This window comes from Nocardia niigatensis NBRC 100131 (assembly GCF_000308655.1).
In the GTDB taxonomy this organism is placed as follows: domain Bacteria; phylum Actinomycetota; class Actinomycetes; order Mycobacteriales; family Mycobacteriaceae; genus Nocardia; species Nocardia niigatensis.
This window is the reverse complement of the sequence record NZ_BAGC01000003.1, coordinates 130,289-144,372: the sequence shown is the minus strand read 5'-3', so window position 1 is coordinate 144,372 and position 14,084 is coordinate 130,289. Positions and strand designations below refer to the sequence as shown.

Below are 14,084 nucleotides of genomic sequence, written 5' to 3'. Positions count from 1 at the left end.
CGCGGGTCAGCCGAGGACGCGGGCCACCCAGCGCTGCGGTTCGCCGATTTCGTCTGTGCGGGGCAGGGTTTCGGAATCGGTCCAGACGGTGTTGAAGCGCGCCATGCCGACGGTGTCGACGACCTCGTCGACGAAGGCCTTGCCGCGCACGTACTGGGCCACCTTGGCGTCCATGCCGAGCAGGGCCCGCAGCAGCCGCTGAATCGGGTTGGTGGGACGCTTGCGCCGCTGATCGAAGGCGGCCCGGATGCGGGCGACCGAGGGAACCACGGCGGGCCCGACGGCGTCCATGACGTGATCCGCGTGGCCCTCCAGCAGGGTGCCGAGCATGAGCAGCCGGTCGAGGGCTTCGCGCTGCGGTGCCGCCTGGGTCGCGCGCAGCAGCCCGATGACGCCGCCGGCCGGGTCCTCGATGCCGCGGCGTCGTTCCTTCACCGCGTTGGCGAGCCGGGCCAGCATGTCGGCGAGGGGTTCGTCGCCGGCCCCGCCGAGCACCTCGACATTGTGGCGCATGTAGTCGGCGATCCAAGGGGCGGAAGAGAATTGGACCCGGTGGGTGACCTCGTGCAGGCACACCCAGAGCCGGAAGTCGCTGGGCGGCACGTTGAGCGCGCGTTCCACCGCCATGATGTTGGGCGCGACCAGCAGCAGGGTGCCGTCGGGCCCGGTGAAGGGGTCGTACTGGCCGAGGATGGCCGTGGACAGGAAGGCCAGCATGGCGCCGGCCTGCACGCCGGCCGGTTTGCCGACGAATTTGCCCTTCTCGCCGGGTTCCACGCCGCTGCCGGTGAGCTGGCCCATGGAGTCGGCGGCGGCCCGGATCCAGCCGGGCCGGTCCACGATCAACGCGTCCGGCACCATCGACCCATCGTCGAGTCCGCTGACCTCGCGGACCGGTCCCTCGGCGCGCACCGAGGCGGCGGCGAGTTCGGCGACCGCGTGCTCGGCCGAGTACCGGGAGGTCCGCGGGCCCGCGGGCACCAGCGCGGCACCGGTGCGGGCGGCCGTCTTCCAGTCCACGACGCCGGTCAGCGTGGTCCGGGCGCGAGCAGGGGCCGAAGGGTTTTCGGATCCGGTCATTTCATCCACCCGTCAGGAGCAGCCACAGTTGCGCAGTGCGTTGGCGACGGCATCCAGCGCGGGTCGGCTCACCTCCGGCGGCCGATCGTTCGACATCAAGGCGAACGTCAGGACACGTCCGTCGCGGTCCAGCACATAACCCACCAACGCACTCGATACGGACAGAGTTCCTGTTTTGGCCCGGATCCAACCGGCCCCTTCCCGATCCCGGTCGACATAGCGGTTGGCCAGCGAGCCGGTGCCGCCCGCCACCGGCAGGAAGTCCAGCAGCGGCGCGAGCGGGGAGCCGGTGGTGGCGGCGGCCGGGTCGGCGGTCGAATTGCCTTGCGGACCAGCGCCATTGGGCAGTGCGGCCACGGTCAGCACCCGGTTGAGCAGGCGCGGGGGAATGTGGTCGTCGGTCGAGAGCCCGCTGCCGTCGGCCATTTTCAGGCCGGTCAGGTCGAATCCGGCGGCCTGCAGCACCGTGGTCATGGCGGTCACCGCGCCGGTAAAGGAGGCTTCCTGCCCGCTGGCCATGGCGACCTCGCGGCCGATGGCCTCGGCCAGCACATTGTCCGAGTGCACCATGGCCTGCAGCATGCGTTCCCGCAGCGTGGCGGACTGCACGGCGGCCAGCTGGTTGGCGGCGGCCGGGGCGGTACCCAGCTTCACCTTGGCGGGATCCACGCCCAGCTCGGTGGCCAGCTTCCGGCCCGCGTCGAGGGCGGGGGTGGCGGTGCGCGGGGAGTATTCGACCAGCGGGTCAAGGCGGCCACCGTCGATCATGACCGGATCCAGCGGCGCGATGGAGCCGCCCGCGATATCGGCGTTGTCCCAGCCGGGCGCGAAATTCGGGCCCGCGTAGACGGAGGTGTCGACCACGATCGAGTCCACCCGCTGCCCGGACGACTTGATCTGCGCGACCAGGTCCTGCAGCCTCGGCGCGTCCGGGTAGTAGCCCTTGCCGTCCGGCTGTGCGGTGATGGTCGGGTCGCCGGCGGCGACCAGCACGATCTCGCCCGGAGCTGAGCCGGAGACCACCTTGGTGGTGAGCCGGTGGTCGTCGGGCAGGGCGAGCAATCCGGCCGCTGTGGTGAGGATCTTGGCGGTGGAGGACGGGATCATGCCCTTGTCCGGGTCCATGGTCCACAGCACATTGCCGGTGTCCCCGTCGGAGACCGAGGCGGCGAAGATGCCCAGGTCCGGGTTGCCGACCACGGGCCCGAGCGCGGCGGCCAGCCCGGCGGCGGTGGCCGCGGGCGCGGTCGCCGGTGCGGCCGCGACCTGCGGAATCGGCTTCACGGGCGCGGGCGGGTCGGCGATCGTCAATCCCCCGTGCCGGAATTCCTCCGTCCACGGCTTCAGGATCACCGCTACCGCTCCGGCCGCCGCCAGGACGACGACCAGCGCAATCGACACCACGATCCAGGTTCTGCGCCGGCGCTTGGCCTCCAGACCACCGATGTTCTGCTTGTTCCGACCAAACACCTGCCGCTGTCTCCTGTATCTGATTGCGCCGCCTCCGGCGTCGCGGGTTCGCGGCCCTGCCGGCTCGGTTCTCCACTCCTCCGCTCAGTCGCTGCGCTCCCTCGCTCCGGCGCTCCAGAACCGAGCCGGGCCGCGAACCGCCCCGCCTTCACACACTATCCTCGTTGCGCAGTCGTTCCTCTGAACGAGCTGGCGAGTCGGCAGCCATCCGCCCACCATGAAGGAGATGACGTGGAGTTCGACGTCACCATCGAGATCCCCCGGGGTCAGCGCAACAAGTACGAGGTCGATCACAAGACCGGCCGTGTGCGGCTGGACCGCTACCTGTACACCCCGATGATGTACCCGGCCGACTACGGCTACATCGAGGACACGCTGGGCGGCGACGGCGATCCGCTGGATTGCATGGTGCTGCTGCCCGAGCCCGTCTACCCGGGTGTGCTGGTCGAGGCCCGTCCGGTCGGCGTGCTCATCATGAGCGATGAGGCCGGCACCGACGAGAAGCTCGTGGCAGTGCCCGCCGGCGACAAGCGCTGGGCCCACATCCAGGACGTCGAGGACATCCCGGAGTTCCAGCGCAAGGAGATCGCGCACTTCTTCGAGCGCTACAAGGACCTGGAGCCGGGCAAGTGGGTCAAGGTCGAGGGCTGGGAAGGCCGCGCGAAGGCCGAGAAGCTGGTCGACGAGGCCTACGCTCGCCTGAAGGAGCAGGGCGGCCACTGAGCCCCCGCTGACAAGGGGCGGCGCGGATTCCGCGCCGCCCCTTTCGTTTTCATCCGGAAGGCCGCCTCATTCGACGGCGGTGAGCCCGGCGGTGGCGCGCAGCGGCGAGCCGGTGACGAAGATGGTGCCGGCGGCGAGATAGAAGGGCTTGCGCCCGTACATATCCGAGAGCAGCCGTACAGCAAGGCCAGAGTGGCCGTGATCAGGTATGCGGTGGTGGCCCACGCCTGTGGCGAATACCCGTTCAGGTCATCGGCGAACGCGCGGATGGCGGCATGGCCGCACCTCCGGTCCCCCGCCCGAAACGACAGGCCGGGGACCGGAGGTGCGGAGTCCTTTTCCGGGGCCGAAACCCCGTGGGGTCACTTCCCCTTGAACTCCGGCGATCGCTTCTCGAAAACGGCCTGAATGGCCTCGGTGAGATCCTCGGACGGCAGGAACGCGGAGTTCCAGGCCGACACGTACCGCAGTCCGTCGGCGATCCTGCCGCGCTTGGGCTGGTCGAGCACGTCCTTGATGCCCTGGACCACCAGTGGCGGGTTGGCGGCGATCTCGCGGGCCATGGCGTGGGCGGCGTCCAGTACGGCCTGCTGGTCGGCGTACACGTCGTTGATCAGGCCGATCTTCTCGGCGCGGGCGGCGTCGATGTCCTTGCCGGTGTAGGCGAGTTCGCGCACGTGGCCTTCACCGATGATGCCGGGCAGCCGGTGCAGCGAGCCGATGTCGGCGACGATGGCCACCTTGGCCTCGCGCAGGCTGAACTTGGCGTCGGCGCTGGCCAGTCGGACGTCGGCGGCGGCGATCAGGTCCAGGCCGCCGCCGATGCACCAGCCGGAGATGGCCGCGATGACCGGCTTGACGCAGTCGGCGACCGCGGTGACGGAGTCCTGCATGCCGCGCACGTGCTTGAGGAAGTCGGTGCGCGGTCCGGCGAGGGCCTTGTCGGCCAGCAGCGGCCCGAACAGCGGGCTCATGGCCGGCAGGTCCAGGCCGTAGGAGAAGTGCTTGCCGGATCCGGTGAGCACGATGGCGCGGATCTCCGGGTCGGCGTCGAGTTCGCCGAAGATCAGCGGCAGTTCACGCCAGAAGTCGGGGCCCATGGCATTGCCCTTGCCCGGACCGGTGAGCGTCACCTGGGCGATGTGGTCCTTGCTTTCGACCTCGAAAGCCTTCCATTCGGTCATCGGTCCAGCGTATCGGGGGTGCCGGGGGCCCGGCAGGCCGGTGTAAATCCTGTGCTAAATCTGCTGTGTCCCAGTGTTATCGGCACGCTTTCGACGGACGATTAGCGGGTCCGCACAACTCGCCCATCCCGTGTGTGAGGTCCCGATGTTGATGCATCACGGAATCGGCCTCGACCGCTTCAATACGCTCCCCCGTCATCGCGCGATTCATGCCCTGTACGAATGCTGCTGCAATGTCACCTGGGCCCAGAAGATCGCCGACGGCCGGCCGTACCCGGGCTACGCCGCCCTGCAGACCGCCGCCGCGGCGGAACTGCACGCGCTGTCCGCGATCGACCTGGAACGGGTCTTCGATTCCTGTGCGCACCAGTGGGTTTCGCAGCACACCATCGAAGAGCTGGCCCCGATCGTGCGTGACCGCCTCACCGAGCTGCTGGGCCCGGAAGAGGGCTACCCCGACTATTGATCCCCGGCACCTGGACCGCAATCGCTCTACCCTGGTTGCCATGCGCAGGTCCCTGCCACCGGTCGCGTCGAAGGTTTCCGACACCTTGATCGCGCGCGGCCATCACGGGGTGATCATCACCCAGCCCACTCCCACCCACACCGCGCAGGAAGCGGCCGACGCGCTCGGCGTGACCATCGGGGCGATCACGAAATCCCTGGTGTTCCTGCTCGACGACGATCCGGTGCTGCTGCTGGTGTCCGGTGCCCACCAGGTGCATCTGAGCCGCACCGGGCAGCGTCTCGAGGGGACGCTGTCCCGCGCGCCCGCGGCGGTGGTCCGCGAGGTGACCGGGCAGCCCATCGGAGGCGTCGCGCCGCTCGGGCATCCCACCAACCTGCCGACCTTCGTGGACACCGCGCTGTCGCAGTATCAGGAGCTCTGGGCCGCGGGCGGGCATCCGAACACGCTGTTCCGCACCACTTTCGGAGAACTGGTCCGGATCACGGCGGGCCTGGCCATCGATGTCGACTGAGCCCGGCCGCCGAGCGACTTCTCACCGCATGGAATAACCGGGCGTCCGACCACGTAGTTTCGAGACGTGAGCGATTCCCCGACGCCCGGCACCGAGCTACACGTGCCCGACGATCTGAGCGGCATAACCGCGCAGCAGTACCGCGCCGCCATGCGGCACTATCCGGCCGGGGTCACCATCGTCACGCTGAACTCCGAGCAGGGTCCGGTGGGTTTCACCGCCACCTCGTTCGCCTCGCTGTCGGCGCAGCCGCCGCTCATCTCGTTCAATATCGCCGAGACCTCCTCCAGCATCGAGGCCATGGTGCGGGCGGAATCGCTGGTGGTGCATTTCCTGGGCGAGCATCAGAAGCATCTGGCGCAGCGGTTCAGCCGCAACGCCGAGGAGCGCTTCACCGACCGGTCCCTCTGGACGAACCTGGGCACCGGTGAACCGGTCCTGCACGGCAGCCCCATCTGGGTCCGCGCCACCGTCCACCAGCTCCTCCCCGTCGGCGACCACACCCTGGTCATCGGCCTGGTCACCCAGGTGCACGACAACACCGAGAGCTCCCCCGCGGTCGGCCCGCTGGTGTACTACAACGGCGCCTACCACCGCGCCGAGATCGCCGACTGACTCAGGCCGCGGCCGAGGCCGCAGTGCCGATCCCCAGCGCCGCCAGTATCGCCGCGCTCGCCTGTTCCAGCCGCGCCCGGATGCGCGGGCGCCGCAGCAGCGCCACCGCCCGTGCGGCCGCCACCGCCAGCACGATCATTTCGATTGCCGCGACAGTGGATTCGATGGCCCCGAGCGTGAGCGTGTTCAGGAACGTCACATGGGTCAGGAACTGCGGCAGCACCGCGAGGTAGAACAACCCCACCTTCGGATTGAAGACACATGACAGCAATCCAGCAGCAAACGCCGAGCGCAGCGTCGCCGGCTTGCTTTGCGCCCCCGCGACATCCGCCTCGCCGTCCGCCCCGTCCTGCTCGCGCCGATGCGCGAGCAGCGCCCGCACCCCCAGGTACACCAGGTAGATTCCGCCGATCACCTTGAGCGTGCGATACGCGGTCGCCGACTGCTCCAGCAGCGCCGCCACTCCGGCCGCGACCACGGTGGCCCACACGATCCCGCCGAACGCGGAGCCCACCGCCGCCGCGATCCCGGGCCGGGATCCGGCCATCGAGAATCGCAGTACCAGAAAGGTATCCGGCCCCGGCGTGAGCGCGAGCAGCACACACAACCCCACGAAACTCAGCAGCAGCGGAAAACTCATGCCCTCCATGGCAACCCACGCCGCTACGGAAGCACAAGCCCGATTCGCTGCGGACGGGTCCGCTGACCCGCCCCCGACAGACAGGTCAGTGCCCCTGGTATCCCAACGCGACAACAGATTTCGTGCGGTCAGGGTAGCTCGCCGGGTACGCCCAGAATTGTCTCGGCACCCCAACCGCCGGCACGGGTGCCCAGCTCCGAACGGCTCTCAGCCGCCCACTAGATACGCGGGGAAGCGGATTGAGCACCCAGCTCGCGGAACAGGTCGGTGTTCATCGTGAACGCCAGTCGCGCCTCATCGAGCACGCGATCGACTTCGGGGCCCTCGAGGGGCAGCTGGTCGAGGGCCTCGCGGTAGCCGCGCTTGAACGCGGCCGGGTTGGCGATGTCCTCGAAGACGTAGAACCGCACGCCGTCGCCCTTCTTGGGCAGGTTCCACAGCTTCTCGGCGGTACCGCGAATGACCTGGCCACCGGAGAGATCGCCCAGGTAGCGGGTGTAGTGGTGGACGACATAGCCGGCCGGCCACTCCTTCGCGCACTCCGCGATGCGGGCGGCGTAGGCGGCGGTGGCGGGCAGCGCGGTCAGCTCGTCACGCCAGTTCGCGCCGCCGAGGTGGGCCAGGTCGGCCTCCAGTGAGGCCAGTCGCGCCAGTTCGGGCTTGATGAACGGACCCGCGACCGGGTCGGCGGCCAGGGTGGCGGAGTCCTTCTCGAGGGCGGCGTAGATGAACCAGAGCTGGGCGGTGTAGCGGTAGAACGCCTCCACTCCGAGCTCCCCGGCGAGCAGGTCGCGCATGAACGTGGAGTGCTCGGCCTCATTGTGCTGCTGCTCGGTCGCGGTACGAATGAGCGTCGAGAACGGGGTGCTGGTGTCCAACATGGTCGGGCTCCTCGTGGTCAACTCCGGGGCACCCCACTTTGGCTACCCTAACTTCGACTCCGACCATACGCCCCAGCAACGTTCGCGCGATTCGAACTTTGCGGCCCACCCGATCCAACTTTCGGACGATTTTTCCGAGACCGGCATGCCGTTCCTCACACTCCGCTGGGGTCGCGCTACGCGGCGCCGCAGGTCGTCCTCGGCGCGCGCCCCGACCCCCGCGACCGCCGCCTGGCCGCGCCCGCCGGGATACCGGTCTTCGAAGTCGATCCGCCGGTGAACCCCACCCCGCAAGCAGCGTCGAATCCCGCTGCCCGGCACGGTGATTCCGGTAGCCATCGATTTCGAGCGCCAGGACATCAGCACCGGGCGGAGAAGATCTGAGCCCGACGGGCCGACCCGGCCAGGGTTGACAAGCCCGCGAGGCGTCTGCCAATCTCTGCAATCAGGTCATGAGTACCAGCGCGAAGCCCCGGCTTGCTGGTCGGCAACCCTCCTCCGCGGTGGGGTGCTCCGGGTGACGACCGGGCCGACGCCCGACCGGGCGCGGCAAGCGCGGACTCTCGATCGATTCCTGTTTTCCGATCGCGCGTCCATGAACCCCGACGGGATTTCGTGATGACTGCTTTCGCCGACCAGACCTGTGCCGCCCTCGCCCCCGTTTCCGGCTGTGACCTGCGGGTTCCGCTGGTCCAGGGTGGGACGATCGGCTACGCCAACTTCGATTACGCCGCCAGCGCTCCCGCCTTGCGGCAGGTCACCGACCGGGTCGCGGGCCTGCTGCCCTACTACGCCAGCGTGCACCGCGGGGCGGGATACGCCTCCCGGGTCTCGACCGACTGCTACGAGTCGGCCCGCGGCTCGGTCGCCCGCTTCCTGAACGCGGCCGACGACCAGGTGGTGGTCTTCACCCGCAACACCACCGACTCGCTGAACCTGCTGGCCGCCTGCGTTCCCGGTGACACCGTGGTGCTGGACGTCGAGCACCACGCCAACCTGCTGCCCTGGACCCGGCGCGGCCGCCGCGTGGTCGCGGTCGCGGACACCATCGAGGAGACCATCCAGCGGCTGGTCGCCGAGCTGTGCTCGAAACCCGCTGCGCTGCTGGCGGTTACGGGCGCCTCCAATGTGACCGGCGAACTGCTGCCGCTGGAGCGGCTGGCCTGGATCGCCCACCAGTGCGGCACCCGCATCCTGGTGGACGCCGCCCAGCTGGCCCCGCACCGCCGCATCGACCTGCGCACCACCGGCATCGACTACCTGGCGTTCTCCGGCCACAAGGCCTATGCCCCGTTCGGCGCGGGCGTGCTGGTCGGGCGCCGTGACTGGCTGGACCAGGCCGAGCCGTACCTGGCCGGCGGCGGCGCGGTGCGCTCGGTGACCGACCGGAGCGTCGAATGGGCTCCCGCCCCGCAGCGCCACGAGGCCGGTTCGCCGAATGTGCTGGGCGTGGCCGCGCTGGCCGCCGCCTGCGACGCCCTCGCCGAGCTGGACGAGACCACCGTGGTCGAGCATGAGCGGTACCTCACCCACCGGCTGCGCTACGGCCTGAAAACCGTTCCGGGCGTGGACTTCCTGCACATCTGGCGCGACAGCGCCGACGCCGTCGGCATCGTCGCCTTCACCATCGAGGGCTTCGAGCCGGGCCAGGTGGCCGCCTATCTCTCCGCCGAGCACGGTATCGGGGTGCGCGACGGCCGGTTCTGCGCCCACCCGCTGCTGTCCCGCCTCGGCGTCGATGCCGCGCTGCGCGCCAGCATCGGGCTGGGCACCACCGCCGACGACGTCGACCGCCTCATCGACGCCATCGCCACTCTCGTGGACCGCGGACCGGCCTGGAATTACGCTCGCGCCGAAGGGCATTGGAGCCCGGTCCCCGAAACCCGGCCCTTCGGCAATTCGGCCGAGGGCGCGGCCGCCTGTGGTTTCTGAATCAGGATCCGCTCAGGGCACCAGGTAGCGAGCCGCGAGCTCCTCGACGAGCGGATCGTCCTCGGCCACCGCCTCGAGCGCGTCGAGGTCGTACCGGACGGCGAGCTGCCGGGTGTCCTCCTGGTCCGGGTCCGGCGGCCCATCCTCCTCGAGCTGCCGGATCAGCTTCTCCCGCACTCGGGCCTTCAACGAATCGCTCATACGCAGAGCATGCCCCGCCTAAACGGGCGCGATCCAACTACCCCACGGTGTGTTCCGCACAACCGTGAAGACCAGCAGAAACGCCAGGGCCACCCACATCGCGTACCGGGGCAGCACCCGCGGTAGCCGCGGCGGCACCGGATTACCCCGCCATCCGCGCATCACCCAGACGCCCCACCAGGCGATGAAGCCCAGCGTCAACGGGAGCAGCAGCACATTGCTGTGAATGGCGTCGAGAATCCGGCCGTCGGTGAGGTTGTGCAGACCGCGCAACCCGCCGCAGCCGGGGCACCAGTATCCGGTCAGTTCGTAGAAGGGGCACACGCCATAGGCGCCCTGCACGTGCGGATCCCGGAAGTGCAGCAGCGCCAGCCCACCGGCCACCGCCCCACCGGTCAGCAGCGGCAGCCCGACTGCCGGCCACCGCGGGCGGGCGGGGGTTTCCATGACTGCTGCTGTCGTGGTGTCCACGACCATCAACGGTAGCCGCACCACCACCGACCTGCCAGGCCGCACCGAACTTCGCACCCGGAGAAGTCGAGCGGGCTTGGGTATGCTGCCCCGGCAATCGTTTTCGAATTCGGGGGACTTCACTCATGTCACAGCAACCAGGTGGCGCGGCACGCCGCGCGATCGCCATTGTCGGCGCCATCGCCGTGATCATTCTCATCCGGGTCTGCGTCAACGTCGTGGACCGTGCGTTCGGCCTCATCGGCCTGCTGCTCGTCATTCTCATCAGCGGCGGCGTGTGGTTCGCACTCAGGAAGAAGCGCGAGAACGACCAGGCCGCCATGCCCATGTACGCACCGGCGCCGAGCCCCTACGACCAGGTGAACACCCCGGTCCACGGCTACCCGGCCCCGGTCGGCTCCTTCCCGCCGCCGGCCGGCGCACCCGATCAGGGCTACCTGCCGCCGCCGAGCGGCGCGGCCGCGCCCGGCTACGCCGCGCCGCCGTCCTATCCGCCCGCCGCGAATACCGCTCCTTCCCAGGGTTTCGCGCCGCAGGGCTACCAGTCGGCACCGAATCAGCCCGCGCCGCAGCCGAATTACCAGGCTCCGCAGCCCCAGCCGGGCTACCCCGCGCCGAACCAGCCGGGTTATGCCGCGCAGCCTTCGAATCCGTATGCGCCGCAGGGTTATCCGCCTCCGTCCAGGGGCGCCCAGCAGCAGGGCTACGCGCAGCAGGGCGGCTATCAGCAGCCCGCGCCGCCGAATTACCCGCAGCCTCACCAGCGCTAGTTCATCACGCTCGGAGCGGCCCGCCCCGGATTCGATCCGGGGCGGGCCGTTCGCGTTACGGTGTCAGCGGATCGGCGCGCGCTCCACCACCGGAGCGGTCAGCGCCCCCGCCAGCATGTCCACGATCTCGCCCCACGCCGCCACGTCGCCGGCGGCCACCCGGCCGGCCTCCACCGCCCGCTCGTGGTCGGCCAGCAGCACGAACAGCACTGTCGGCAGTGCGCGCAATCGCCGCAGCCGCAATCGTTTCGGCAGGTCGGTCAGTTCCCGTTCGAGCTGCTGCATGATGACGCGCACCGAGGTGCGGCGGGCAGATTCCAGATTGGCCGCGTCGGTGACGGCCGGATGGGTGTGGATCTGCTCGAGGAACCGCGCGTAGTGGTGGATCCCGTGCCGATCGCTCAGCTCGAGCATCGGGATGACCAGCGCCTCCAGCAGGTCGTGCACGCCCGTCGCGCCCGCGCCGGCCTGTTCGGCCAGCAGTTCCAGCCGGCGCACCTCCAGGGTGGCCAGCCGGTGCTCGACCACGGCTTCGATGAGCCCGTCGCGGGAACCGAAGTGGTACTGGATCGCCGAGTTGTTCCGCTGGCCCGCGGCCGCGGCGATATCGCGCAGCGGCACCGCCTGCCCGCGCTCGGCGATCAGCTGTTCCGCCGCGAGAATGATCCGCTCGCGCGCTTCCGTCACTGCCATTCGGACACCGCTCCTGCCACGTCTGCACCATAGCTGTTCACCAGCAGAAAAAGAACTTCCGCTTGACGATTAAGAATATATGCTTAAAGCTGCTTGTGACTGTCGTCACCCCCAGAAGGACTGATATTGCGATGATCCTGGACACCTTCCGACTGGACGGCCGCGTCGCCGTCGTGACCGGCGCGGGCCGCGGCATCGGCGCCGCCACCGCGCTCGCCCTTGCCGAGGCCGGTGCGGACGTGGCCATCTCGGCCCGCACCCCCGCCCAGCTCGACGAGGTGGCGGGCAAGATCCACGCGCTCGGCCGCCGCGCCATCACGGTCCCCGCGGACCTGTCCGACCTTTCCGCTGTCACCGCGCTGGCCGAGACCGCCGCCACCGAACTGGGCCGCATCGACATCGTGGTCAACAATGTCGGCGGCACCATGCCCAACACCTTCCTCACCACCACCCCCGAATTCCTCGAAGAGGCATTCCGTTTCAATGTCTCCACCGCGCACGCCCTCACCCGGGCCGCGGTGCCGCACATGCTGAAGAACGACGGCGGCTCGGTCGTCAATATCTCCTCGATGATGGGCCGCGCTCCCGGCCGCGGCTTCCTCGCCTACGGCACCGCCAAGGCCGCGCTCGCGCACTGGACCCGGCTGGCCGCCGCCGATCTGTCCCCCCGTATCCGGGTGAACGCCATCGCGGTCGGCTCGGTGCTCACCTCCGCGCTGGAAGTCGTTGCGCAGCAGCCGGAGATGAAGAAGCAGATGGAGGACGCCACCCCGCTGCACCGGCTCGGCGAGCCCTGGGAGATCGCGGCCGCCATCGTCTACCTGAGCTCCCGGGCGGGCGGCTACATCACCGGCAAGGTGCTCGAGGTGGACGGCGGCATCGTCGCACCCAACCTGGACCTCCCCATCCCCGACCTGTAATCCGCCGCGCCGCAGGAGTTTTCCCATGAAATACCGCGTAGTCCAGTGGAGCACCGGCAATGTCGGCCGCCGCGCCCTGCGCTCCATCATCGCCCGCCCCGAGCTCGAGCTGGTCGGTGTCTGGGTCTCCAGCGCCGAGAAGGCGGGCAAGGACGCCGGTGAGCTGGCCGGTCTCGACCGCGAGATCGGCGTCGCCGCAACCCAGGACGCCGCCGCACTGCTGGCCCTGAAGCCCGACTGCATCGTCCACACCGCCATGGCCGACGACCGTCTGATGGAGGCGGTGGAGGACCTGAAGACCTTCCTCCGCGCCGGCATCAATGTCGTCTCCAGCAGCCCCGTCTTCCTGCAGTTCCCCTACGGCACCCTCCCCGACGAGGCCATCGCCCCGATCGTGGCGGCGGCCGAGGAGGGCGGCGCCTCCCTGTGGGTCAACGGCATCGACCCCGGCTGGGCCAACGACTGGCTGCCGCTACTGCTGTCCAGCGGCTCCGAGCGCATCGACAAGATCATCTGCTCGGAGGTGATGGACTACTCCACCTACGACAACCCCAAGGTCCTGTTCGACATCATGGGCTTCGGCAGTGCCCTCGACGACCTGCCGCTGCTGCTCCAGCCAGGCGTCCTCACCCTCGCCTGGGGCAGCGTCGTGCGCCAGCTCGCCGCTGCCCTGGATATCGAACTCGACTCCGTCACACAGCATTTCGAGCGCCTGCCCGCGAGCGAAGAGCTGAAGGTGGGCAGCCGCACCATCGCCGCCGGCACCGCCGCCGCCCTCCGCTTCCAGGTGCACGGCATCAGCAAGGGCCGCGAGGTCCTCACTCTCGAACACACCACCCGCCTGCACCCCGACCTCGCCCCCGACTGGCCCCAACCGGCCGGAAAGGGTTGCTACCGAGTGGAAGTCAAGGGCGAACCCGACTACCTCCTCGACCTCCAGCTCTACAGCAACGGCGACCACGCCGAAGCCGGCGTCGTCGGCACCGCGGCCCGGCTGGTCAGCGCCGTTCCCGCGGTCGTCCAGGCCCGCCCCGGCCTGCTGACCGCAATGGATCTCCCCCTGACCACCGGCCGCGGCCTGGTCTCCTGATCCAGCAACGACGAAAGGTGAGGACCGCCAACGGTCCTCACCTTTTCCGTCGGAATCGTCATTCAGTCAGGTCGACCAGCCGGTGGACATTCGGCTGCGGCTCGGAGAACAACCACGTGCCACGCGTCCCCGTTCTGCCACTCCGCACCCGGCCGTACGGCGGGCGGATGACGTCGATAACGGTGTTCAGATCCATACAAGCCCGCCGCCGACACGCCTTCAGCACCAGCAGATCGCCGGAAGTGTCGAGCGCGACGAGTGGTGTCATAGTCGTGACACACCGAATCCTAGTCGGAAACCAGAAAGGCCCCTGCATGCGATCTCGCATGTCAGAGGCCAATTGGATGGAGCCGCCTGGGGGAATCGAACCCCCGACCTTTTCATTACGAGTGAAGCGCTCTACCGACTGAGCTAAGGCGGCGTGCCTTCCGGCG

General features: G+C 69.2%; 17 protein-coding genes, 1 tRNA gene, 1 pseudogene and 1 riboswitch. Of the genes and pseudogenes, 8 read left to right on the top strand and 11 right to left on the bottom strand.

Going from position 1 to position 14,084, the window contains the following annotated elements:
• Positions 1-6: 6 nt before the first annotated feature.
• Both ON33_RS02175 and dacB read right to left on the bottom strand, forming a co-directional pair.
• Positions 7-1,080, bottom strand: a complete 1,074-nt coding sequence (locus tag ON33_RS02175; RefSeq protein ID WP_051151562.1) for an Rv3626c family coenzyme F420 biosynthesis-associated protein — start codon at positions 1,078-1,080, stop codon at positions 7-9.
• Positions 1,081-1,092: 12 nt separating this feature from the next.
• Complete coding sequence (gene dacB, locus ON33_RS02170; protein ID WP_083868527.1) at positions 1,093-2,550, bottom strand: D-alanyl-D-alanine carboxypeptidase/D-alanyl-D-alanine endopeptidase; 1,458 nt, start codon at positions 2,548-2,550, stop codon at positions 1,093-1,095.
• A gap of 231 nt (positions 2,551-2,781) precedes the next feature.
• On the opposite strand from dacB, the gene ppa reads away from it, so the two are divergent.
• Complete coding sequence (gene ppa, locus ON33_RS02165; protein WP_040854239.1) at positions 2,782-3,273, top strand: inorganic diphosphatase; 492 nt, start codon at positions 2,782-2,784, stop codon at positions 3,271-3,273.
• A 99-nt stretch (positions 3,274-3,372) separates the two neighbouring features.
• Here ppa and ON33_RS42490 read toward each other — a convergent pair.
• Both ON33_RS42490 and ON33_RS02160 read right to left on the bottom strand, forming a co-directional pair.
• Positions 3,373-3,548: pseudogene (locus tag ON33_RS42490) on the bottom strand (MFS transporter); the annotation flags it as partial.
• An 87-nt stretch (positions 3,549-3,635) separates the two neighbouring features.
• Positions 3,636-4,457, bottom strand: a complete 822-nt coding sequence (locus ON33_RS02160) for a crotonase/enoyl-CoA hydratase family protein (RefSeq protein WP_040854235.1) — start codon at positions 4,455-4,457, stop codon at positions 3,636-3,638.
• A gap of 145 nt (positions 4,458-4,602) precedes the next feature.
• On the opposite strand from ON33_RS02160, the gene ON33_RS02155 reads away from it, so the two are divergent.
• The 3 genes from ON33_RS02155 to ON33_RS02145 all read left to right on the top strand — a co-directional run bounded on the left by ON33_RS02155 (position 4,603) and on the right by ON33_RS02145 (position 6,052).
• Complete coding sequence (locus ON33_RS02155) at positions 4,603-4,923, top strand: 2-oxo-4-hydroxy-4-carboxy-5-ureidoimidazoline decarboxylase (protein ID WP_040854234.1); 321 nt, start codon at positions 4,603-4,605, stop codon at positions 4,921-4,923.
• A gap of 40 nt (positions 4,924-4,963) precedes the next feature.
• Entirely contained in the window at positions 4,964-5,437 is a 474-nt protein-coding gene (locus tag ON33_RS02150; protein WP_040854231.1) for a YbaK/EbsC family protein, read from the top strand.
• Between the two features lie 66 nt (positions 5,438-5,503).
• Entirely contained in the window at positions 5,504-6,052 is a 549-nt protein-coding gene (locus tag ON33_RS02145; RefSeq protein WP_040854228.1) for a flavin reductase family protein, read from the top strand.
• 1 nt (position 6,053) lies between these two features.
• Here the strand turns inward: ON33_RS02145 and ON33_RS02140 are convergent, their stop codons facing one another.
• Together ON33_RS02140 and ON33_RS02135 are read right to left on the bottom strand one after the other, a co-directional pair.
• The gene (locus tag ON33_RS02140; RefSeq protein ID WP_281033175.1) at positions 6,054-6,653 is read right to left on the bottom strand and encodes a LysE family translocator; all 600 of its coding nucleotides are present in this window, start codon (positions 6,651-6,653) and stop codon (positions 6,054-6,056) included.
• A gap of 257 nt (positions 6,654-6,910) precedes the next feature.
• Positions 6,911-7,573 (bottom strand): biliverdin-producing heme oxygenase, encoded by a 663-nt coding sequence (locus ON33_RS02135; protein ID WP_051151544.1) that lies wholly within the window; start codon positions 7,571-7,573, stop codon positions 6,911-6,913.
• Positions 7,574-8,021: 448 nt separating this feature from the next.
• Positions 8,022-8,135, top strand: a riboswitch (SAM riboswitch).
• A gap of 56 nt (positions 8,136-8,191) precedes the next feature.
• Here ON33_RS02135 and ON33_RS02130 point away from each other — a divergent pair.
• Positions 8,192-9,505, top strand: coding sequence for an aminotransferase class V-fold PLP-dependent enzyme (locus ON33_RS02130; protein ID WP_040854227.1), 1,314 nt, complete (start codon positions 8,192-8,194; stop codon positions 9,503-9,505).
• 12 nt (positions 9,506-9,517) lie between these two features.
• Here ON33_RS02130 and ON33_RS02125 read toward each other — a convergent pair whose 3' ends face one another.
• Together ON33_RS02125 and ON33_RS02120 are read right to left on the bottom strand one after the other, a co-directional pair.
• Positions 9,518-9,706: a hypothetical protein gene (locus ON33_RS02125; protein WP_040854225.1), complete on the bottom strand. Its 189-nt coding sequence runs from the start codon at positions 9,704-9,706 to the stop codon at positions 9,518-9,520.
• Positions 9,707-9,724: 18 nt separating this feature from the next.
• Positions 9,725-10,183, bottom strand: a complete 459-nt coding sequence (locus ON33_RS02120; protein ID WP_373281011.1) for a DUF2752 domain-containing protein — start codon at positions 10,181-10,183, stop codon at positions 9,725-9,727.
• Between the two features lie 119 nt (positions 10,184-10,302).
• Here ON33_RS02120 and ON33_RS43880 point away from each other — a divergent pair, with 119 nt between their 5' ends.
• Positions 10,303-10,947 (top strand): hypothetical protein, encoded by a 645-nt coding sequence (locus ON33_RS43880; RefSeq protein ID WP_040854224.1) that lies wholly within the window; start codon positions 10,303-10,305, stop codon positions 10,945-10,947.
• Positions 10,948-11,010: 63 nt separating this feature from the next.
• Here ON33_RS43880 and ON33_RS02110 read toward each other — a convergent pair whose 3' ends face one another.
• Positions 11,011-11,640, bottom strand: coding sequence for a TetR/AcrR family transcriptional regulator (locus tag ON33_RS02110; RefSeq protein ID WP_040854222.1), 630 nt, complete (start codon positions 11,638-11,640; stop codon positions 11,011-11,013).
• A 131-nt stretch (positions 11,641-11,771) separates the two neighbouring features.
• Between ON33_RS02110 and ON33_RS02105 the strand changes: the two genes are divergently transcribed.
• Together ON33_RS02105 and ON33_RS02100 are read left to right on the top strand one after the other, a co-directional pair.
• The gene (locus ON33_RS02105) at positions 11,772-12,560 is read left to right on the top strand and encodes an SDR family oxidoreductase (protein ID WP_040854221.1); all 789 of its coding nucleotides are present in this window, start codon (positions 11,772-11,774) and stop codon (positions 12,558-12,560) included.
• 25 nt (positions 12,561-12,585) lie between these two features.
• Positions 12,586-13,650, top strand: a complete 1,065-nt coding sequence (locus ON33_RS02100; RefSeq protein ID WP_040854219.1) for an NAD(P)H-dependent amine dehydrogenase family protein — start codon at positions 12,586-12,588, stop codon at positions 13,648-13,650.
• A 58-nt stretch (positions 13,651-13,708) separates the two neighbouring features.
• Here the strand turns inward: ON33_RS02100 and ON33_RS02095 are convergent, their stop codons facing one another.
• Both ON33_RS02095 and ON33_RS02090 read right to left on the bottom strand, forming a co-directional pair.
• Complete coding sequence (locus ON33_RS02095) at positions 13,709-13,918, bottom strand: hypothetical protein (protein WP_040854217.1); 210 nt, start codon at positions 13,916-13,918, stop codon at positions 13,709-13,711.
• Between the two features lie 77 nt (positions 13,919-13,995).
• Positions 13,996-14,071: transfer RNA gene (locus ON33_RS02090), tRNA-Thr, on the bottom strand.
• Between the last annotated feature and the right edge of the window lie 13 nt (positions 14,072-14,084).

Coding starts and splice junctions, on each gene's coding strand:
- ON33_RS02175 (WP_051151562.1), bottom strand. CDS start 1,080: ATGACCGGATCCGAAAACCCTTCGGCCCCTGCTCGCGCCCGGACCACG.
- ON33_RS02160 (WP_040854235.1), bottom strand. CDS start 4,457: ATGACCGAATGGAAGGCTTTCGAGGTCGAAAGCAAGGACCACATCGCC.
- ON33_RS02155 (WP_040854234.1), top strand. CDS start 4,603: ATGTTGATGCATCACGGAATCGGCCTCGACCGCTTCAATACGCTCCCC.
- ON33_RS02150 (WP_040854231.1), top strand. CDS start 4,964: ATGCGCAGGTCCCTGCCACCGGTCGCGTCGAAGGTTTCCGACACCTTG.
- ON33_RS02135 (WP_051151544.1), bottom strand. CDS start 7,573: ATGTTGGACACCAGCACCCCGTTCTCGACGCTCATTCGTACCGCGACC.
- ON33_RS02130 (WP_040854227.1), top strand. CDS start 8,192: ATGACTGCTTTCGCCGACCAGACCTGTGCCGCCCTCGCCCCCGTTTCC.
- ON33_RS02125 (WP_040854225.1), bottom strand. CDS start 9,706: ATGAGCGATTCGTTGAAGGCCCGAGTGCGGGAGAAGCTGATCCGGCAG.
- ON33_RS02120 (WP_373281011.1), bottom strand. CDS start 10,183: ATGGTCGTGGACACCACGACAGCAGCAGTCATGGAAACCCCCGCCCGC.
- ON33_RS43880 (WP_040854224.1), top strand. CDS start 10,303: ATGTCACAGCAACCAGGTGGCGCGGCACGCCGCGCGATCGCCATTGTC.
- ON33_RS02110 (WP_040854222.1), bottom strand. CDS start 11,640: ATGGCAGTGACGGAAGCGCGCGAGCGGATCATTCTCGCGGCGGAACAG.
- ON33_RS02105 (WP_040854221.1), top strand. CDS start 11,772: ATGATCCTGGACACCTTCCGACTGGACGGCCGCGTCGCCGTCGTGACC.
- ON33_RS02100 (WP_040854219.1), top strand. CDS start 12,586: ATGAAATACCGCGTAGTCCAGTGGAGCACCGGCAATGTCGGCCGCCGC.
- ON33_RS02095 (WP_040854217.1), bottom strand. CDS start 13,918: ATGACACCACTCGTCGCGCTCGACACTTCCGGCGATCTGCTGGTGCTG.